Origin of the sequence: Streptomyces sp. SID13726 (genome assembly GCF_010548375.1) — a bacterium.
GTDB lineage: Bacteria > Actinomycetota > Actinomycetes > Streptomycetales > Streptomycetaceae > Streptomyces.
Window position 1 is genome coordinate 258,106 of sequence record NZ_JAAGLY010000005.1, and the last position, 19,763, is coordinate 277,868.

Annotated in this window: 18 protein-coding genes and 1 pseudogene; 14 read left to right on the forward strand and 5 right to left on the reverse strand. The window is 72.1% G+C overall.

The window, feature by feature from the left end:
* Window positions 1-77: 77 nt before the first annotated feature.
* Window positions 78-491, reverse strand: coding sequence for a TIGR03618 family F420-dependent PPOX class oxidoreductase (locus tag G3I78_RS15475; RefSeq protein ID WP_164424676.1), 414 nt, complete (start codon window positions 489-491; stop codon window positions 78-80).
* A gap of 119 nt (window positions 492-610) precedes the next feature.
* On the opposite strand from G3I78_RS15475, the gene clpB reads away from it, so the two are divergent.
* Window positions 611-3,208: an ATP-dependent chaperone ClpB gene (clpB, locus tag G3I78_RS15480; protein ID WP_164424679.1), complete on the forward strand. Its 2,598-nt coding sequence runs from the start codon at window positions 611-613 to the stop codon at window positions 3,206-3,208.
* Window positions 3,209-3,241: 33 nt separating this feature from the next.
* On the opposite strand, the gene G3I78_RS15485 is transcribed toward clpB, so the two are convergent.
* A complete protein-coding gene (locus tag G3I78_RS15485; RefSeq protein WP_164424681.1) occupies window positions 3,242-3,730 on the reverse strand; it encodes a hypothetical protein in 489 nt (162 codons plus the stop codon).
* 141 nt (window positions 3,731-3,871) lie between these two features.
* Between G3I78_RS15485 and G3I78_RS15490 the strand changes: the two genes are divergently transcribed.
* Window positions 3,872-4,396, forward strand: coding sequence for a YbjN domain-containing protein (locus G3I78_RS15490; RefSeq protein WP_123990645.1), 525 nt, complete (start codon window positions 3,872-3,874; stop codon window positions 4,394-4,396).
* Between the two features lie 12 nt (window positions 4,397-4,408).
* Here the strand turns inward: G3I78_RS15490 and G3I78_RS15495 are convergent, their stop codons facing one another.
* Both G3I78_RS15495 and G3I78_RS15500 read right to left on the reverse strand, forming a co-directional pair.
* Entirely contained in the window at window positions 4,409-5,503 is a 1,095-nt protein-coding gene (locus G3I78_RS15495; RefSeq protein WP_164425288.1) for a mannosyltransferase family protein, read from the reverse strand.
* Window positions 5,504-5,728: 225 nt separating this feature from the next.
* Complete coding sequence (locus G3I78_RS15500; protein WP_164424683.1) at window positions 5,729-6,919, reverse strand: pyridoxal phosphate-dependent aminotransferase; 1,191 nt, start codon at window positions 6,917-6,919, stop codon at window positions 5,729-5,731.
* 134 nt (window positions 6,920-7,053) lie between these two features.
* On the opposite strand from G3I78_RS15500, the gene G3I78_RS15505 reads away from it, so the two are divergent.
* The 11 genes from G3I78_RS15505 to kynU all read left to right on the forward strand — a co-directional run bounded on the left by G3I78_RS15505 (window position 7,054) and on the right by kynU (window position 17,746).
* Window positions 7,054-7,347 carry a hypothetical protein gene (locus G3I78_RS15505; RefSeq protein ID WP_164424685.1) on the forward strand — a complete coding sequence of 98 codons (294 nt, stop codon included), beginning with the start codon at window positions 7,054-7,056 and terminating at the stop codon, window positions 7,345-7,347.
* A gap of 402 nt (window positions 7,348-7,749) precedes the next feature.
* Complete coding sequence (locus G3I78_RS15510) at window positions 7,750-8,274, forward strand: DUF2617 family protein (protein ID WP_164424686.1); 525 nt, start codon at window positions 7,750-7,752, stop codon at window positions 8,272-8,274.
* Between the two features lie 67 nt (window positions 8,275-8,341).
* On the forward strand, window positions 8,342-9,979 hold the full coding sequence (locus G3I78_RS15515; RefSeq protein ID WP_164424688.1) for a polyamine aminopropyltransferase: 1,638 nt from the start codon (window positions 8,342-8,344) through the stop codon (window positions 9,977-9,979).
* A 70-nt stretch (window positions 9,980-10,049) separates the two neighbouring features.
* The gene (locus G3I78_RS15520) at window positions 10,050-10,862 is read left to right on the forward strand and encodes an SRPBCC domain-containing protein (protein WP_164424690.1); all 813 of its coding nucleotides are present in this window, start codon (window positions 10,050-10,052) and stop codon (window positions 10,860-10,862) included.
* Between the two features lie 13 nt (window positions 10,863-10,875).
* On the forward strand, window positions 10,876-11,667 hold the full coding sequence (locus G3I78_RS15525) for an aldose 1-epimerase (protein ID WP_164424692.1): 792 nt from the start codon (window positions 10,876-10,878) through the stop codon (window positions 11,665-11,667).
* Window positions 11,668-11,677: 10 nt separating this feature from the next.
* Window positions 11,678-12,226: an orotate phosphoribosyltransferase gene (pyrE, locus tag G3I78_RS15530; protein WP_164424694.1), complete on the forward strand. Its 549-nt coding sequence runs from the start codon at window positions 11,678-11,680 to the stop codon at window positions 12,224-12,226.
* A gap of 146 nt (window positions 12,227-12,372) precedes the next feature.
* Window positions 12,373-13,404, forward strand: a complete 1,032-nt coding sequence (fbaA, locus tag G3I78_RS15535) for a class II fructose-bisphosphate aldolase (protein WP_164424696.1) — start codon at window positions 12,373-12,375, stop codon at window positions 13,402-13,404.
* A gap of 59 nt (window positions 13,405-13,463) precedes the next feature.
* Window positions 13,464-14,933: an MFS transporter gene (locus G3I78_RS15540; protein ID WP_164424698.1), complete on the forward strand. Its 1,470-nt coding sequence runs from the start codon at window positions 13,464-13,466 to the stop codon at window positions 14,931-14,933.
* 198 nt (window positions 14,934-15,131) lie between these two features.
* Complete coding sequence (locus G3I78_RS15545; protein WP_164424700.1) at window positions 15,132-15,545, forward strand: DUF3151 domain-containing protein; 414 nt, start codon at window positions 15,132-15,134, stop codon at window positions 15,543-15,545.
* Window positions 15,546-15,693: 148 nt separating this feature from the next.
* Window positions 15,694-16,536 (forward strand): tryptophan 2,3-dioxygenase family protein, encoded by an 843-nt coding sequence (locus tag G3I78_RS15550; protein ID WP_164424702.1) that lies wholly within the window; start codon window positions 15,694-15,696, stop codon window positions 16,534-16,536.
* On the forward strand, window positions 16,529-17,746 hold the full coding sequence (gene kynU / locus G3I78_RS15555) for a kynureninase (RefSeq protein WP_164424704.1): 1,218 nt from the start codon (window positions 16,529-16,531) through the stop codon (window positions 17,744-17,746). Before G3I78_RS15550 ends, kynU begins: the two co-directional genes overlap by 8 nt.
* A 159-nt stretch (window positions 17,747-17,905) precedes the next feature.
* Here kynU and G3I78_RS15560 read toward each other — a convergent pair.
* A pseudogene (locus G3I78_RS15560) lies at window positions 17,906-18,549 on the reverse strand (TetR/AcrR family transcriptional regulator).
* 207 nt (window positions 18,550-18,756) lie between these two features.
* On the opposite strand from G3I78_RS15560, the gene G3I78_RS15565 reads away from it, so the two are divergent.
* Window positions 18,757-19,734, forward strand: a complete 978-nt coding sequence (locus G3I78_RS15565; protein ID WP_164424706.1) for an alpha/beta hydrolase — start codon at window positions 18,757-18,759, stop codon at window positions 19,732-19,734.
* Window positions 19,735-19,763 lie beyond the last annotated feature (29 nt).

Here is a 19,763-nt window from a genome sequence, read left to right on the forward strand (position 1 = left end):
GTCACCGTGACCTGAACACGGTGACGCCGCTGCAGTTTCTGACGACATTTCCGGGTATCGGATGATCGGCCGGTGGCTCAAAAACGCCCCATCGCCCGGGTCAGTGAGATCTCGATGACGACCCGCAGCGGGTTCGGCGACGGCACCCGCTCGTAGCGCTCGGCGTACCGCCGCACCGCCTCCTCGATCCGCTCCGGCTCCGTGCCGACCCGCGCCAGGCCCTCCAGCGTCGCCCACCGCCGCCCGGCCATTTGGCACACCGCCACCCGCGCCCCGCCCTCGCCGGCCGCCAGCACGTGCCGTACCTTCGCGCTCGTCCGGCTCGCGATCACCCGGGCGAGGCGGGCCTCGGGGTCGTATGTCACCCCGACGGGCACCACGTGCGGGCTGCCGTCGGGGCGGGGGGTGGTCAGCGTGCACACGTGCCGTTCCCGCCAGAAGCTGAGATACGACGGGTCCGGGGCACCCGGATCCTGGGCGTAGGAGGTCATGCCGGGAACCTAGTACCCGTATCCCTCCCGGAGACTGCCTTGAGTGGAATAGACTCAACTTTATATACGCTGACTGAGTCAGTACAGAGCGAGCTGACACCGAGGAGGAGTACGCGAACGTGGATGCCGAGCTGACCAACCGGAGCCGGGACGCGATCAACGCGGCCAGCAACCGTGCCGTGACCGAGGGGCACGCCGATCTCACCCCCGCCCACTTGCTCCTCGCTCTGCTCCAAGGGCAGGACAACGAGAACATCGTCGACTTGCTGGCCGCCGTCGACGCCGATCAGGCCGCCGTGCGGGCCGGTGCCGAGAAGGTGCTCGGGTCGCTGCCCAGCGTGACCGGGTCCACCGTCGCGCCCCCGCAGCCCAACCGGGACCTGCTCTCCGTCATCGCGGACGCGCAGTCCCGCGCCCAGGACCTCGGGGACGAGTACCTCTCCACCGAGCACCTGCTCATGGGCATCGCCGCCAAGGGCGGGCCCGCCGCCGAGGTGCTGACCCAGCAGGGCGCCACCCCGAAGAAGCTGGTCGACGCCTTCCAGAAGGCCCGAGGAGGGCGCAGGGTGACCACGGCCGACCCCGAGGGTCAGTACAAGGCCCTGGAGAAGTTCGGCACGGACTTCACCGCCGCCGCGCGGGACGGCAAGCTCGACCCCGTCATCGGCCGTGACCAGGAGATCCGCCGGGTCGTCCAGGTGCTGTCCCGCCGTACCAAGAACAACCCCGTCCTCATCGGCGAGCCCGGCGTCGGCAAGACCGCCGTCGTCGAGGGGCTCGCACAGCGGATCGTCAAGGGGGACGTGCCGGAGTCGCTGAAGGACAAGCGGCTGGTCGCGCTCGACCTCGGGGCGATGGTCGCCGGGGCGAAGTACCGGGGTGAGTTCGAGGAGCGGCTGAAGACCGTCCTCGCGGAGATCAAGGACTCCGACGGGCAGATCATCACGTTCATCGACGAGCTGCACACCGTCGTGGGCGCCGGGGCCGGAGGCGACTCCGCCATGGACGCCGGGAACATGCTCAAGCCCATGCTCGCCCGCGGTGAGCTGCGCATGGTCGGCGCCACCACGCTCGACGAGTACCGGGAGCGGATCGAGAAGGACCCCGCCCTGGAGCGCCGCTTCCAGCAGGTGCTGGTCGCCGAGCCGACCGTCGAGGACACCATCGCCATCCTGCGCGGGCTCAAGGGCCGCTACGAGGCCCACCACAAGGTCGTGATCGCCGACAGCGCGCTGGTGGCGGCCGCCACACTCTCCGACCGGTACATCACCTCCCGCTTCCTGCCCGACAAGGCCATCGACCTCGTCGACGAGGCCGCCTCCCGGCTCCGCATGGAGATCGACTCCTCGCCCGTCGAGATCGACGAACTCCAGCGCGCCGTCGACCGGTTGAAGATGGAGGAGCTCGCGCTGGAGAAGGAGACCGACCCGGCCTCCCGGGAGCGCCTGGAGCGGCTGCGTCGTGACCTCGCCGACAAGGAGGAGGAGCTGCGGGGCCTGACCGCACGCTGGGAGAAGGAGAAGCAGTCCCTCAACCGGGTCGGTGAACTGAAGGAGAAGCTCGACGAGTTGCGCGGCACCGCCGAACGCGCCCAGCGCGACGGCGACTTCGACACCGCCAGCAAGCTGCTCTACGGCGAGATCCCCACCCTGGAGCGGGACTTGGAGGCCGCCTCGCAGGCCGAGGAGGAGGCCGCCAAGGACACCATGGTCAAGGAGGAGGTCGGCTCCGACGACATCGCCGACACCGTGGCCGCCTGGACCGGCATCCCCGCCGGGCGCCTCCTGGAGGGCGAGACCCAGAAACTCCTGCGCATGGAGGAGGAGTTGGGCAAGCGGCTGATCGGCCAGACCGAGGCCGTGCAGGCCGTGGCGGACGCCGTACGGCGCACCCGGGCCGGGATCGCCGACCCGGACCGTCCGACCGGCTCCTTCCTCTTCCTCGGCCCGACCGGCGTCGGCAAGACCGAACTCGCCAAGGCGCTGGCCGACTTCCTCTTCGACGACGAGCGGGCCATGGTCCGCATCGACATGTCGGAGTACGGCGAGAAGCACAGCGTGGCCCGCCTTGTCGGCGCGCCTCCCGGCTATGTCGGCTACGAGGAGGGCGGCCAGCTGACGGAGGCGGTGCGCAGGCGGCCGTACAGCGTGGTGCTCCTCGACGAGGTGGAGAAGGCGCACCCCGAGGTCTTCGACGTGCTCCTCCAGGTGCTGGACGACGGCCGGCTGACGGACGGTCAGGGCCGTACGGTCGACTTCCGCAACGCCATCCTGATCCTCACCTCGAACCTCGGCAGCCAGTTCCTGGTCGAGCCGATGACGAGCGAGCACGAGAAGAAGGAGCAGGTCCTGGAGGTCGTACGGGCCTCTTTCAAGCCGGAGTTCCTCAACCGGCTCGACGACCTGGTCGTCTTCTCGGCGCTGAACAAGGAGGAGTTGGGCCGGATCGCCCGGCTCCAGATCGACCGGCTGGCCAAGCGGCTCGCCGAGCGGCGGCTCACGCTGGAGATCAGCGAGGAGGCGCTCGCCTGGCTCGCCGACGAGGGCAACGACCCGGCCTACGGCGCCCGTCCGCTGCGCCGGCTCGTCCAGACCGCGATCGGCGACCGGCTCGCCAAGGAGATCCTTTCCGGCGAGGTCAAGGACGGCGACACGGTCCGGGTGGACGCGTTCGGTGACGGCCTGATCGTGGGACCGGCGACGGGCAAGACGCTCTGAGCACCGTAGTGAGGAGGGGGCGGCGCCCCCTCCTCACAGGGTGAACGCCTTGAACCGCACCTCGGACCAGTTGCGGCTGTCGTGGGTGATCTCGATCTGCACGGAGGCCCGCTCTCCCGCGACCGGGCCCGCGGTCAGGCACGCGTCGACCTGGGCGTCGCCGCACTGCGTGGTCCGCAGTTGCGGCCCTTGCGGGAAGGCCGCCGCCACCCAGGCGTCGATCCCGGCGCGCGGCATCTTGAAGCGCGCGTCGTAGCGGGGTTCGGGCCCGGCCTCGATCCCGCACCAGGCGTCGCGCGCCCCCTCCGGCAGCTTCGCCCCGCCATAGGCCAGGGCCTCGGCGCACGAGGTCTTCTTCACGTCCGCCGCGACCGAGTCGTCCGTGAACAACCAGGCGACCAGCAGCGCGATCAGGGCCGCCACCACCAGCGTCGGCACGGCGAGGATCGCCAGGAAGACGCCCCATCTGGTCCTGCCCTGCGCACCCTGCTCCGTCACCGTCTCGATGTCCGTCCGCGTCATGTGTTCCCCCAATGGTCGGACCCAGTTCTACCTGGGCTGACCGGATCATGTCAGCCCTGGGAGGACAGGGTCCGTCGGGGCTTGCCACCCCCCTCCCCGGATGGGGGAGGATGGCGGAATCCGTACGAAGGGAAATTCACGGTGACCATCGACCCGTCCTCGATTCCGAACTTCGGGGGCCAGCCCGAGCCGCAGCAAGGACCGGCGGGCCCCGTCGTCCCGGATCAGGATCTTGTGAAGCAGCTCCTCGACCAGATGGAGCTGAAGTATGTCGTCGACGACGAGGGTGACCTCGCGGCGCCGTGGGAGCAGTTCCGTACGTATTTCATGTTCCGCGGTGAGGGTGACCAGCAGGTCTTCTCGGTGCGGACGTTCTACGACCGGCCCCACCAGATCGACGAGAAGCCGCAGCTGCTGGAGTCGATCGACGACTGGAACCGCCGCACCCTGTGGCCCAAGGTCTACAGCCACACCCACGACGACGGCACCGTCCGCCTGATCGGCGAGGCGCAGATGCTGATCGGCACCGGCGTCAGCCTGGAGCACTTCGTCTCCTCGACCGTGAGCTGGGTGCGGGCCGCCATCGAGTTCGACAAGTGGCTCGTCGAGCAGCTCGGCCTTGAGGAAGAGGTCAACGACGCCGAGAAGCCCGAGGACGACGAGTAGGCGTTCCTCCCGCTACAGCGGCGTACCGGCGATCACGACCAGATACGCGCCGTAGGCGAACGAGAGCCCGGCCAGGGCACCGGCCACCACGGCCGCGTGCCAGGGCCGGGCTCTCGCCGTCCGCACCAGCGCCCGCGCGAGCGGCAGCAGCAGCGGGAACGCGGGCAGCAGGAAGCGCGGCTTCGACGCGAAGAACCCGGACCCGCCGAGCGCGATCAGCAGCAGCACCCCGCTGTAGACCAGCAGCGGCAGCGGGGCACGGTCGGCCAGCAGCAGGGCGTACAGGAGTACGGCGGCGGCGACCAGCAGCAGCGCCATCGGGAACACGAGCCGGTCGCCCTGCACGATCAGGTGCCGTACGAACCGCAGTGAGCCCCGGCCCAGGTCGAAGCGGGAGCCCCAGCGGCGCTGCACCTCGAAGTAGCCGCCCAGCAGGTCGCCCTTGCGGTGGCCGACCCACAGCACATAGCCCAGCCAGCCGAGCGGGGCGAGCGCGGCGCCCGTCCACAGCCTGTGGGTAACTTTCCGGCGCTCTCGCAACGATCGCCAGATCTCGTACGACGCCGTCGCGAGCACCGCCGCCGCGACCGCGACCCCGTTGGGCCGGGACAGCCCGGCGAGCGCGGCCAGCGTCCCCGCCCACACCCAGCGGCCGCTCAGCACGGCGTACAGCGACCACGCGGCGAAGGCCGTCAGGAGCGGTTCCGTGTACGCCAGCGACAGCACCACCGAGTGCGGCAGCAGGCCCCAGAGCAGCACCAGGGCGGTGGCCACGGCGCGTCCGTGCAGCCGCAGGCCCAGGGCGTGGATCCCCGCCGCGGCCACCGCCGACGCCGTCCACGACACCACGAGGCCCGCCGCGCCGCCGCTCAGCGGGGTCAGCTCCGTCGCGGTCCGGACCAGGGCCGGGTAGAGCGGGAAGAACGCCAGGTCGCTGAAGACGAGGCCGGGCCGGATGTGCAGGGTGCGGACGTATCCGTGCTCGGCGATGCCTAGGTACCAGCGGGAGTCCCAGGACCGCCCCAGCAGAGTGAGCGGCGCGTGCCCGGTGGCCCACGCGGTCGCCGCGAGCACGGCGAGACCGGTGAACCGGGCGGCGGCGAACAGGCCGAGCGCGGTCGCGAGGGAGTGGCGGGGGGTGGTGCGGCGGGCGGTGCGGTGGGTGGCGCCGGGGCGGACGACGGGGGGCGGTGCGAGCGGGCTGACTCGGGTGTCGACGTGGGTGTCGACATGAGGACTGCTGTGGGTGCTGCCGTGGGTGCTGACGTGGGTCACATCAGCACATTGCATAAGAAGTCAGGCATAAGCGAGCATCGCGCCCCCGGTGTCTGCTCAGCCCGTCAGGCTCTTCAGCCGCTTCACCGCTTCCTCCAGCACCGCCGTCTGCTTGCAGAACGCGAACCGCACGAAGGGGGCGCCCGCCTCCCGGTGGTCGTAGAACACCGCGTTCGGGATGGCGACGACGCCCGCGCGCTCCGGCAGGGCGCGGCAGAAGGCGAAGCCGTCGCTCTCGCCGAGCGGGCGGATGTCGGTGGTGACGAAGTACGTGCCGGCGGGCCTGAAGACCTCGAAACCGGCCTCCGCGAGACCGCCGGCCAGCAGGTCGCGCTTGGCCAGCATGTCCGCGCGGAAGTCCGCGAAGTACGAGTCCGGAAGGCGCAGCGCCTCGGCGACCGCGTACTGGAACGGCCCGGAGGAGACGTACGTCAGGAACTGCTTCGCCGAGCGGACCGCCGAGACCAGTTCGGGCGTGGAGGTGATCCAGCCGACCTTCCAGCCGGTGAAGGAGAAGGTCTTGCCGGCCGAACCGATCGAGACCGTGCGCTCGCGCATCCCCGGGAAGCCCGCGAGGGGGAGGTGCTCGGCCTCGTCGAAGACCAGGTGCTCGTACACCTCGTCGGTGATCACCAGCAGGTCCCGCTCCACGGCCAGCTCGGCGATCGCCGTCAGCTCCTCGCGGGTCAGGACGGTGCCGGTGGGGTTGTGCGGGGTGTTGATCAGCAGCAGCCGGGTCCGGTCGGTGACGGCGGCGCGCAGTTCGTCGAGGTCGAGGCGGAAGCTGTGGTCGTACGGCCGCAGCGTGACCGGGACCCTGGTCCCGCCCGCCATCGCGATGCAGGCCGCGTAGGAGTCGTAGTACGGCTCCAGGGCGACGACCTCGTCACCGGGCTCGACCAGGGCGAGCAGGGCGGCGGCGATGGCCTCCGTGGCACCGGCCGTGACCAGGACCTCGGCGTCGGGGTCGTAGGAGAGGCGGTAACGGCGCTCCTGGTGCTCGGCGATCGCCGTACGCAGCTCCGGGACGCCCGGACCCGGCGGGTACTGGTTGCCGCGCCCGTCGCGCAGCGCCCGTACGGCCGCCTCCCTGACCTCCTCGGGACCGTCCGTGTCGGGGAAGCCCTGGCCCAGGTTGATCGAACCGGTCCGCAGGGCCAGGGCCGACATCTCGGCGAAGATCGTCGTCCCGAACTCGGCGAGACGGCGGTTGAGCAGGGGGCGCGCGCTGGAGGTCATGCCGGTCATCCTGCGCCCAAGCTCTGGAGTTCCTCAACTCTGCTTTGGCTCGTGAGACGGAGGGGCATCTCCAGCTCACGCGGTGAGCGAGGCGCCCACGGGGGGTCGCTTCGGGGAAGCCGCTCAGAAAGGAGGGCGGCGCCATGGGGCTCGCTCTCGGCATCATCCTGCTGGTCCTTTTCATGGCCGTCCTGCTGATGGCGATCGCGGGCGCCAACCGCCGTCAGCGGTCCGGCCGAAGCCGCCGGCTGCGCACCGGCTCGAGCTCCTCCGGCTCCGCCGGCAGCTGGTGGGCCGGTGACAGCGGCGGCGGTTCGGACTCCGGAGGCCACGGAGGCGGCCACCACGGAGGCGGAGGTCACTCCTGCGGCGGCGGGTCGTCCTGTGGTGGCGGGTCGTCCTGCGGCGGCGGAGGCGGATGCGGGGGAGGCAGCTGACACGGGGCAGCTGAGCTCCGGCAGGGGGAACCGCATCCGCGGTACGGGGGGACGGAGAGGCGGGGGCGTGGGGTTGGCCTGGGTCGGGGCCCCGCGCTCCCGCTTGTCGCTTTTTCACTTCGTTGCTCCGGCGTACGCTCCGGCCGCCGTGGCGTGCGCCGTAGTTGAACAGTTGAGCTGTGGAGCCCACGGAGGGATGGAAACCCCACGAAGTTGGGTAAAAACGCTGTGGCGGCGCCACCGTTCATGATTCCCTCTAAATCACCTACGCAGCCCCTCGGACGTCGCACGGAAGCTCTCCTGACCTGCCGACTGGGCTGACCGGGCCGAATTCCCGGTGCCGCCCGGAGTGCGCCGGAACCACACCTCCCCCCTTCTTTTGCGTGCTAGCGGAGCCGATCCATGCTCACGACCCTGAACACCTCCTACACCGACACGCGCGCGGCCGATCTCGCCTGGGCCCTGGGGCGCGAGCCGCTGCCCGCCCTCGCCACGCTCGACCTGGAACTGGCCGGGGCGAAGCTTCAGTTGAGACTTCTCGGCGCGTCCCACCAGGTGCTCCTGGAGGAGGCCCGGGGGTCGTGCTCGGAGACGGTGGCGTGCATCCCCGGCAGCAGCACACCGCTGCCGCTCGGCGTGGCCAAGCGGGTGGGGGACTGGGAGTACGAGTTCGCCGCGCGGGTCGAGGCGCTGTCACCGGGTCAGTTCGCGGGCCGGGCCCAGGAGTTGCTGGCGCTGGTGTCCGACCATCCGAACGGACTTGCGGGGGTGTTCCCGGGCAGCCCGCACGCGTTCACGGCGATGCTGGCCCAGCGCCACGAGGGGCAGGTGCACTGGCGGACCTGGCACGCGTATCCGCAGGACGGCCAGTTGGTCGCCACCCGGACACGGGTCGGCGTACGGGTTCCGGCGGGCTTCGCGGGGTGAGGGCGGGCCGTCAGTTCCACACGTGTGGGTGACGAAGCGTGCCCCACGTGTGACGTAACGTCGCATCGTGATCGAGCCGCACGCCCCCGCCCCACCCGGCGCCCCGCCGCCGTGGGCCGGGCCGGTGCGGCTTCCCGTCCGGGCCGGCACCGGGCGGTTCCTCGTCCTCGCCTGCGTCTTCGTCTGCGCCGCCTGCGGACTGGTGTACGAACTCGAACTGGTCGCCCTCGCCTCGTACCTCATCGGCGACTCGGTCACCCAGGCCTCCGTGGTGCTCTCCGTCATGGTGTTCGCGATGGGCATCGGCTCCCTCGCCGCCAAGCGGCTGTGCTGGCGGGCGGCCGCGGCCTTCGGCGCCCTGGAGGCGCTGCTCGCGCTCGTCGGCGGGTGCAGCGCGATGGCGCTGTACGCCGTCTTCGCCTGGACCGGCGACTGGGGCGGCCTGTGGGCGAGCGGCCCGAGCTGGCTCCTGGTCGCCTTCTCCCTCGCCATCGGCCTGCTCATCGGCGCCGAGGTCCCGCTGCTGATGGAGCTGATCCAGCGCATCCGCCGCCAGGACGCGGGCGGCGCGGTCGCCGACCTGTTCGCCGCGGACTACGTCGGCGCGCTCGTCGGCGGCCTCGCCTTCCCCTTCCTGCTGCTGCCCCTGCTCGGCCAGCTGACCGGCGCGATGCTCACCGGCACGGTCAACGCGATCGCCGGCAGCGCCCTCGTCCTCGGCCTGTTCCGCCGCGACCTGAGCCGCCGGGCCCGCTGGCTGCTGCTCGGCGCCAACCTCGCCGTCCTCGGCGTCCTCGCCACCGCCGCCGTACTCGTCGACGACTTCGAACGGGCCGCGCGCGAGGCGGTCTACGGCAAGGACGTACGGGTCGCGCTCCAGACCGGCGTCCAGGAGGTCGTCCTCACCGGCGGCACCGACGGCCGCCCCCTCGATCTCTTCCTCGACGGCCGCCTCAGGGTCAGCGGCCGCGACGAGCACCGCTACCACGAGGCCCTCGTGCACCCCGCGATGGACGGCCCCCACGCGCGCGTGCTCGTCCTCGGCGGCGGCCTCGGCCTCGCCGCGCGCGAGGTGCTGCGGTATCCCGGCGTACGACGGGTCGACGTGGTCGAACTCGACGCGGCCGTGGTGGAACTCGCCCGCCACGACCCGGCCCTGTCCCGGCTCAACGGCCATGTGTACGGCGACACACGCGTGCGTGCGCACACCGCGGACGCGTTCCGGTGGCTGCGCACGGCGCCGGAGTCGTCGTACGACGTGGTGATCGCCGATCTGCCCGACCCCGGCATCACGGCCAGCACCAAGCTGTACTCGCAGGAGTTCTACGGCCTCGCCCGCCGCGCCCTGACCCCCGGCGGGCGGCTCGTCGTGCACGCGGGGCCGGTCGCCTCCCGGCCCCGGGTCTTCTGGACGGTGGAGGCGACGATGCGCGCGGCGGGCCTGTGCACCACGACCTACCGGGTCGGCGGCCGGGACTCCGGTTTCGCCGCGGGCCCCGACCGCACGGCCGGCGCGTCGCGGGCCCCGCGCGACTGGGGGTTCGTGCTGGCCTCGCGCGACGCGCGTCCGGCGCTGGGGCTCGACCCGCGCGGGCCGCGGCCCAGGACGCTGACGGAGCAGTCGCTGTGGGCGGCGGAGCGGTCGGCGGAGGCCACGCGCGTGGGCGGCCTGGCGGCCTCCACGTTGGTGCATCCGCGCTACTGAGCGGCGAGCGCGCGGTCACTTTGCACCAACGGGGGTGCGGGGCCGTCCCCCCTGGGTAGGCTCGGCAACCATGGAGCATGAGGTGTTCGTTCCGGTTCCGGTCGAGCGGCTGCGGGAGGCGCTGGGCGACCCCGCGAGGGTCGCCCGGGCGGTTCCCGGGCTCCAGCAGGACGCCGGCGCGGACCCCGTCGCCGGGCGCCTGAAGGTGCGGGTCGGCAGCCACTCCGTCACCTACCGCGGCTCGGCCCGCGTCTCCGCCCGGGACGACGGCTCCTACGCCGTCGAGGCCGACGCCACCGAGGCCCGCGGCACCGGCACGGTCAAACTCGCCCTCACCCTCCGCCTGAGCGCCAAGAACGACGGCACGACCCTGGCCTTCGACGGCACGGCGACGGCCGACGGACGGGTCACGGAACTGCCCCAGGACGCGGTGGCCGCGGCGGGCGCCCGCCTGCTGAGCCGGTTCGCGGAGGGGCTGGGGGCGGCGGAGGAAGAGACCACGGAGGGCGAGGGGGTCGAGGCGCCCGAGGCGCCGGAAGCGGTGGAGGAGCCGGAAGCGGTCGTCGAGGAGCCGGGAGCCGTCGAGGCGCCGCAGAGCCCCGCAGCGCCGGAGATCCCCGAGGACTTCCAGGTGGAGCCTGCCGAGCCCGTCGCGCACATCGAACCCGTCGAGCCCCCCGCCGAGGCCGCCCACGCCCGCCGCACGATGATCGGCCGCAGCGCCGAGGAGGTCGACCACGCGCCCCCGAGGGGCCGTTACGCCCCCGTACCGGCTCCCCAGACGGTGGCCTCCGGAGTGGCGCTGCGCTGGGCGGCACCGGCGGCCGCGGTGGTCCTGGCGTCGGCGATCGTGGTCACCCGGGTGCTGAGAAAGCGCCGTTGAGTACTGTCGTCCCGTGAGCCATGAAGACATCACACTGACCGCGGGCGACGCGGAAGTGACCTTGCAGCCGGGAAACGGCGGACGGGTCGGGGGACTCCGGGTCGGAGGCGTCGAACTGCTGCGGCAGGGCGAGCGCTTCGGCTGCTTCCCGATGGTCCCCTGGTGCGGCCGTGTCCGCGACGGCCGCTTCCGTGACGGTGCGACGGTACGTCAGATGCCCCTGAACTCCCCGCCGCACGCCATCCACGGCACCGCCCGCGACGGCGCCTGGAGCGTCGCCCGCAGCGGCGCCGACGAGGCGGTGGTGACGTACGACCTCGTCGAGCCCTGGCCCTACCCCGGACGCGTCACCCAGGTGTACGCCCTCGCCGCGGACTCCCTGACGCTCACGATGTCCGTCGAGGCGCACGACTCCTCGTTCCCGGCCCAGATCGGCTGGCACCCCTGGTTCAACCGCACCCTCGACGGCGGCGAGCCCGTGCGGCTCGACTTCGCCCCCGCCTGGCAGGAGGAGCGCGGCGAGGACCACCTGCCCACCGGCCGGCGGACCGACCCGAAGCCAGGCCCCTGGGACGACTGCTTCGGCATGCCCGGCGGCGTCGACGTCACGCTGACCTGGCCGGGGCTGCTGGAGCTGAAGGTCGCCAGCCGCGAGGAGTGGGTCGTCGTCTACGACGAGCAGGAGGCCGCCGTCTGCGTGGAGCCGCAGACCGGGCCGCCCGACGGCCTGAACTCGCTGCCGCGCCTGGTCACCCCGCTGGAGCCGCTGGAAGCCACCACCACGTGGACCTGGCGCCGCCTTTAAGCTGACCGTCATGACGGACGTACGCGGCGCGCTGCTGCAGCAGATCAAGGACAAGGCCGTGGTGCACGGCAAGGTGACCCTGTCGTCGGGTCTGGAGGCGGACTACTACGTCGACCTGCGCCGCGTCACCCTCGACGGCGCGGCGGCCCCGCTGGTCGGGCAGGTGCTCCTGGACCTGACCGCGGACCTGGAGTTCGACGCGGTCGGCGGGCTGACCATGGGCGCCGACCCGGTCGGCACCGCCATGCTGCACGCGGCCGCCGCGCGCGGGCAGCGGCTCGACTCCTTCGTCGTCCGCAAGGCGGCCAAGGCGCACGGCATGCAGCGCCGGGTCGAGGGCCCCGACATCGCCGGGCGCCGGGTGCTGGTCGTCGAGGACACCTCCACCACCGGCGGCTCCCCGCTCGAAGCGGTCGCCGCCGTGCGCGAGGCCGGTGCCGAGGTCGTCGCCGTCGCCACGATCGTGGACCGCGCGACGGGCGCCGCCCAGAAGATCGAGCAGGGCGCGGGAGTGCCGTACCGCTTCGCGTTCTCCAAGGACGAGCTGGGTCTCGACTGAGTCATCCACAGGCTGGACACCTCTGGCGATACATCCGGTCGAGTCTGGAAAGATGGGACGACGACGACGTCGAACCCCCACGCCAAGGTCTAGGTCAGGGCCGTAAGCACGCAGTACGCCAACCCGCAGATACAAGGAGCGGACAGATGCCCATCGCAACCCCCGAGGTCTACAACGAGATGCTCGACCGGGCGAAGGCAGGCAAGTTCGCCTACCCGGCCATCAACGTGACCTCGACCCAGACCCTGCACGCTGCGCTGCGCGGCTTCGCGGAGGCCGAGAGCGACGGCATCATCCAGATCTCGACCGGCGGTGCCGAGTTCCTGGGCGGCCAGTACGACAAGGAGATGGTCACGGGTTCCGTGGCCCTCGCCGAGTTCGCCCACATCGTCGCGAAGAAGTACCCGGTCACCGTCGCGCTGCACACCGACCACTGCCCCAAGGACAAGCTCGACGGGTACGTACGCCCGCTGATCGCCGTGTCCGAGGAGCGCGTGAAGGCCGGCGGCAACCCGCTGTTCCAGTCGCACATGTGGGACGGCTCGGCGGAGACCCTCGCCGACAACCTCTCCATCGGCCAGGAGCTGCTGGAGCGCGCCCGCGCCGCCAAGATCATCCTTGAGGTCGAGATCACCCCGACCGGCGGCGAGGAGGACGGCGTCTCGCACGAGATCAACGACTCGCTGTACACCACGGTCGACGACGCGATCCGTACGGCCGAGGCGCTCGGCCTCGGTGAGAAGGGCCGCTACCTGCTGGCCGCGTCCTTCGGCAACGTCCACGGCGTGTACAAGCCGGGCAACGTCGTGCTCCGCCCCGACCTGCTGAAGGAGCTGAACGACGGCGTGGCCGCCAAGTTCGGCAAGGCGGCCGGTTCGCAGCCGTTCGACTTCGTCTTCCACGGCGGCTCCGGCTCCACGGAGGAGGAGATCCGCACCGCGCTGGAGAACGGCGTGGTCAAGATGAACATCGACACCGACACGCAGTACGCCTTCACGCGGCCGGTCGCCGACCACATGTTCCGCAACTACGACGGCGTCCTGAAGGTCGACGGCGAGGTCGGCTCCAAGAAGACCTACGACCCGCGCACGTGGGGCAAGCTGGCCGAGGCGTCGATGGCCGCTCGGGTCGTGGAGGCCACGCAGAACCTGCGTTCGGCGGGCACCCGCATCAAGTAAGTCCTGTGTTTCCCGTGAGCCCGGTGCCTTCGCGCCGGGCTCACGGTATATCTGGGCACATGCCCGACGTCAGGCTGGCCTCCCCGCAGGGCAAGTGGATCCTGCTCACCACCGTCCTCGGTTCCAGCATGGCGATGCTGGACTCGACCGTCGTCAACGTCGCCCTGCCGCGCATCGGCCGCGACCTGGACGCCGACCTCGCCGCCCTTCAGTGGACGGTCAACGCGTACATGCTCACGCTGGCCGGGCTGATCCTGCTCGGCGGCTCCCTCGGCGACCGGTACGGCCGCCGCAAGGTCTTCGTAGTGGGTGTGGTGTGGTTCGCGGCGGCCTCGCTGCTGTGCGGGCTCGCGCCGAACGCCGGTGTCCTGGTCGCCGTCCGCGCCCTCCAGGGGGTCGGCGGCGCGCTGCTCACTCCCGGGTCGCTGGCCCTGATCCAGGCCTCCTTCCATCCCGACGACCGGGGCCGGGCCGTCGGCCTGTGGTCCGGGTTCGGCGGTATCGGGGCGGCCGTCGGGCCCTTCGTCGGCGGCTGGCTCGTGGACGGGCCGGGCTGGCGGTGGGTGTTCCTGCTCAACGTCCCGCTGGCGCTGGTGTGCGCGCCGATCGCCGTACGGCATGTTCCCGAGTCCGCGGACGGCCGTAGCGATCACGGGCGGTTCGACGTGCTCGGCGCGGTGCTGGGCGCGGTGGCGCTCGCGCTGGTGACGTACGCGCTGATCGAGGCGCGGTCGGGGTCCCTGGTGGTCGCCGTCACCGCGGTCGCGGGGGTGGCCGCCGGGGTGGCCTTCGTGGTCGTGGAGAAGCGGCGGCCCGATCCGATGATGCCGCTCGGGATCTTCGCGTCCCGGCAGTTCACGGCCGTCAATCTGGTGACCCTGTGTGTGTACGCGGCCTTCGGCGGCTTCTTCTTCCTGGCCGCGCTCCAGCTCCAGGTGGTCGTCGGCTGGTCGGCCCTCCAGGCGGGTACGGCCCTGCTGCCGACCACCGCGCTGATGCTGCTGTTCTCGGCCCGCTCGGGCGCCCTCGCCGACCGGATCGGGCCGCGCATCCCGCTCACCGTGGGGCCGCTGCTCTGTGCGGCGGGGATGCTGCTGATGCTGCGGGTGGGGCCGGGGGCGTCGTACGTGGTGGACGTCGTGCCCGCGCTGCTCGTCCTCGGCGCCGGCATGGTCACGCTGGTCGCCCCGCTGACGGCGACCGTGCTGGGGTCGGTGGACGCCTCGCGGGCCGGGCTCGCCAGCGGGATCAACAACGCGGCGGCACGGGCGGCGGGGTTGATCGCGGTGGCCGCGTTGCCGCTGGTCACGAGGATGGGGGAGGAGGCGTACCGGTCGGCTTCGGCCTTCGACGACGCGTTCGGGCGGGCGATGGTGGTCTGTGCGGGGGTGTTGGTGGCGGGTTCCGTGACGGCTTTCGCCACGGTGCGGTCGCTGCCGCCGGGGTGCCGTCGGCCGGAGTGCCGTACGCATGGGGCGGTCATGGCACCGCCGCTGGAGGGGGAGCGGGCTCGGGGGCGGCTGTCGTAGGGCGGGTGCGGGTGTGGGTGCGGCTGCGGGTGCGTGGGGGCTGGTCGCGCCCACGCGGCGGAGCCGCATATCGGCACAGCCTCGCGCCCCTGAAGGGGCGATCAGGTGATGCCCTTTTTGGGAGCGCGGGGAACTGCGCGACCAGCCCCCACCGGCCCGCAGACGAAACCCGGGCCTCCAACGAGGGAGACTGGACCCATGTCGATTCACGAGAACCTCCTCGGGGGCCCGCCCCCGACCCACCTCCCCGACGACCCGGAGCCCCGAGAGCTCCTGGCGAACGGCACCGCCCCCGCGGATGTCGCCGCGAAGTACCCGACCTCCTCGCTGGCCTGGGCCCAGCTGGCCGACGAGGCGTTCGAGCGGGGCAGCGTCGTGGAGTCGTACGCTTATGCCCGTACGGGCTACCACCGCGGCCTGGACTCGCTGCGCCGCAGCGGCTGGAAGGGCCACGGGCCGGTCCCGTGGGAGCACGAGCCGAACCGCGGCTTCCTGCGCGCCCTGCACGCCCTCGCCCGTGCCGCCGGAGCCATCGGCGAGCAGGAGGAGTACGCGCGCTGCACGCAGTTCCTGAAGGACTCCTCGCCGGCGGCGGCCCAGACGCTGGGCTGACCGCAGGCCCGGTGTGAGGTCCGTCTGACTGCTCAGGCGGACCTTGCCTTTTCGCGGGACCATCGAAGAGGATTTGCCGCGGGGACCGGGGCGTCCTGTCGATGACGGCAGGGGCGGACCGCTACCCGGAGTAATACAGGAGACAGCGATGTCGTCCCATGAGGCTCAGGAAACGCAGGAGCCCGAGACCCCGCATCTCGACTTCAAAGGCACGACGCCGTACGAGGACTACGTCAAGGCGGACGTGCTCACCCACCTCCAGCACACCCTCTCCGACGATCCCGGAGAGATGGTCTTCCTGGTCACGACCCAGGTCATGGAGCTGTGGTTCACCGTCATCGTCCACGAGTGGGAGACCGCGGCGACCGCGCTGCGCGGCGACGACGTACCGGTGGCCGTCGCCGCGCTGAAGCGTTCCGTCCGTGAACTGGAGGCCCTGACCGCCTCCTGGAAGCCGCTCGGCCAGCTGACCCCGGCGCAGTTCAACTCGTACCGCAGCGCCCTCGGCGAGGGCTCCGGGTTCCAGTCGGCGATGTACCGCCGGATGGAGTTCCTGCTCGGCGACAAGTCCGCGTCCATGCTCGTCCCGCACCGGGGCGCGCCCCGCGTGCACGCCGAGCTGGAGAAGGCGCTGCACGAACCGAGCCTGTACGACGAGGTGCTGCGGCTGCTCGCGCGGCGCGGGCACGCGATCCCGGCCGCCGTGCTGGAGCGGGACGTCTCGCTGCGGTACGAGCCGTCGGACGAGGTGGAGGCCGCCTGGACGGCCCTCTACTCCGGCCCCGAGGACGCCGAACTCGCCCGTCTCGGCGAGGCGTTGACCGATGTCGCCGAACTGGTGTGGCGCTGGCGCAACGACCATCTCGTCGCCACCCGGCGCGCGATGGGCGCCAAGGCCGGCACGGGCGGCTCCGCCGGGGTGGCCTGGCTGGAGAAGCGCGCCCGGAAGAACGTGTTCCCCGAGCTGTGGACGGCGCGGTCCCATGTCTGAACTCACCTTCAAGGCCGGGCAGTTGGACGCCGGTGATGAACTGGCGAGCCTGCGCTCGCAGTTCGTCCTCGATGACGTCGTGTACCTGGACGGCAACTCGCTCGGCGCCCTCCCGGCCGCCGTGCCGGGGCGCGTCGAGGATGTCGTACGACGCCAGTGGGGGTCGTTGCGCATCCGGTCCTGGGACGAGAGCGGCTGGTGGACCGCGCCCGAGCGGATCGGTGACCGGATCGCTCCGCTGGTCGGCGCGGCGGCCGGGCAGATCGTGGTCGGGGACTCGACAAGTGTCAACGTCTTCAAGGCGGTTGTGGGGGCGGTACGGCTCTCGGGCGGTCCGGCTTCCGGTCGTGACGAGGTCGTCGTCGACGCGACCACCTTCCCCACGGACGGCTACATCGCCGAGTCCGCGGCCCGGATGACGGGGTGCACGCTCCGGGCGGTGACCCCGGCGGAGGCGCCGGGCGTGCTGGGCGACCGTACGGCCGCCGTGTTGCTCAACCACGTCGACTACCGCACGGGCCGCCTCCACGACCTGCCCGGACTCACCGCCGCCGTGCACGCGGCGGGCGCCGTCGCGGTGTGGGACCTGTGCCACAGCGCGGGCGCCCTGCCGGTCGGGCTCGACGAGCACGGGGTCGACCTCGCGGTCGGCTGCACCTACAAGTACCTGAACGGCGGCCCCGGTTCACCGGCGTACCTCTATGTGCGCCGCGAGCACCAGGGCCGCTTCGACTCCCCGCTGCCGGGCTGGACCTCGCACGCCGACCCGTTCGGCATGAGTCCGTCCTACACACCCGCGGAGGGCGCGCTGCGCGGGCGCGTCGGCACCCCGGACATCCTCTCCATGCTCGCCCTGGAGGCGGCCCTGGAGGTCTGGGACGGGGTGTCGGTCGAGGCGGTGCGCGCCAAGTCCCTCGCCCTGACGGACTTCTTCCTGGAGTGCGTCTCGGCGTACGTCGACGAGGGCCGCGTCGAGTGCGTGACCCCGCTCGCCCACGCCGAGCGGGGCAGCCAGGTCGCGCTGCGCTGCGAGGACGCCGGTGAGGTGATGAAGCGGCTCATCGAGCGGGGTGTGGTGGGCGACTTCCGCCACCCGGACGTGCTGCGGTTCGGGTTCACGCCGTTGTACGTCGGGTTCGGGGACGTGGAGCGGGCGGCGCGGGTGCTGGCGGAGGTGCTGGCGGAGACGCTCGGTTCGGTACGCGGCTGACGGGTTGGTTCGGCTGTTCGGCCACGGTCGGTTCAGTACGCGGTCAACAGGCCGGTCCCGCACTGCGGTTGGGCCGGTCCCTGCGCAACTGCTGCGCGTCGAGTCCGCCGGTGTCGTCGCGCGAGCCCCTCGGGGAGGTGATGCGCGGGGGCTTTCGCGTCACGCCTGGATGACGTACACCCCCGCCTTCGCCGCTGCCACCGCCGCGTCCGCCGCGCGGTCGGCCATGGCGGGGGAGGGGGGTGTTCCGGTGGTGAGGAGGCCGTAGTGGAGGGGGCCGAGACCGCGCGTACGACCGTCGCCGGGTCCGTGCCGGGCGGTAACTCCCCGCGGGCGACGGCCGCCACGACACAGGGCGTCCACTCGGCGACCCGTACGGCGTGGAAGTGCCGCAGCGCCTCCGCCGTACGGTCGTCGCCGGCCGCCGCGGCGATCACCGCGCGGAAGAGCGCGGCCTGGCGGGGGTTCGCGAGGGTCCGCTGGATCTGGGCGGCGTGGGTTCGCAGGTCTTCGCGGAGGGAGCGGGGGCGGAGGTGGGGGCGGGGGCGCGTGCGAGTGCGGGGTGCCGGTTCTTCCGACGTGTCCGCGAGCAGGTCGGTGAGCAGGTCGGCGACCAGTGCGCCGGCCGTGCCCCACCGCCGGTACACGGTCGTCTTGCCGACCTCCGCGCGCCGGGCGACCTCCGCGAGATCGAGGCGGTCGAACCCCTGTTCCGCGAGCAGGTCTCCGGCCGCCCGCAGCACGGCCGTTCGGACACGGGCGGTACGCCCTCCGGGACGGACGGTGCCGGGCTGGGCGGACATAACGGCCTCCTCGGTGCGCTCCGGATCGACGGGAGCGGACGCCTCGTCAGCGTAACGAAACAGCAGAACCGTTTAACCCTCACCGAGCGTGACATCCCCGTGTCCGCGCACGTCATCGGCCTGATACCGTCCCGGCCAACGGCCGAATTCTCTTCCACGATGGTTTACCGGTCCGCCAAATCCGTTTCGTCGCTGAGAGGTTGGAGCATGCCGGACGACGCCGCTGCCCGTGCCGCCGCAGAAGCCCGCGCCGCGGCCGAGGAGGAGTCGGCCTTCTCGCACCCGGCCGTCGACCCCGACGCCACGGGCGCGTACGGCGACGATCCCGACCAGGTGATCGACTTCTACGCCCCGCGCGGGGAGGCCTTCGCCGGTGCGGGACTTGCGCCGCTGGTCGTCGTCCTGCACGGCGGGGCCTGGCGGGCGACGTACGACCGACGCCATGTGACCCCGTTCGCGGACTTCCTGGCCCGGCGCGGTTTCGCGGTGGCCAACGTGGAGTACCGGCGCGGTGGGGCGTCGATTCCGGGGCAGGCGAGCGGTGTCGAGGGCGCGCCGGGGTTCGGTGCGGACGGGCCGTCGTCGCCGGGTGCCGGTGTCCGGAGTCTCAACGGCGCTCTGCCGGCCGGGCGTTGGCCCGAGACCTTCGACGACGTGGCCGCGGCGATCGACGCGCTTCCCGGGCTCGTACGGGAGTTTCTGCCGCAGGCCGATCCGCGCCGCATGGTGATGACCGGGCACTCCGCCGGCGGGCACCTCGCGCTGTGGGCCGCGGCCCGGCACGTCCTGCCCGCGGACTCCGGCTGGCGCACCGACCGGCCCGCCCCGCTGCGCGGGGTCGTCGCGCTCGCCCCGATCGCCGACTTCACGGTCGCCGAGAAGCTGGACGTGTGCGGCGGCGCCTGCCGTCAACTCCTGGGCGGCGACGAGGGGTTCGCGGTCCGGCTGCCGTACGCCGACCCCGCGCTCCTGCTCCCCACCGGCATCGCGACGACCCTCGTCCAGGGCCGCACCGACAGGGTCGTACCGCAGGCGGTGGCGGAGGCGTACGCCGACGCGGCGGCGAAGGCGGGCGAGGTGGTGGGGCTGACGCTGCTGGAGGATGTCGGCCACTTTCCGCTGATCGATCCGGCGGCGGATGCGTGTGCGGTGGTGGCGGAGGAGATCGCGCAGCTGGCTTGGTGAGGGGGCGGGGGCCGGGTGTCGGCTGTCGG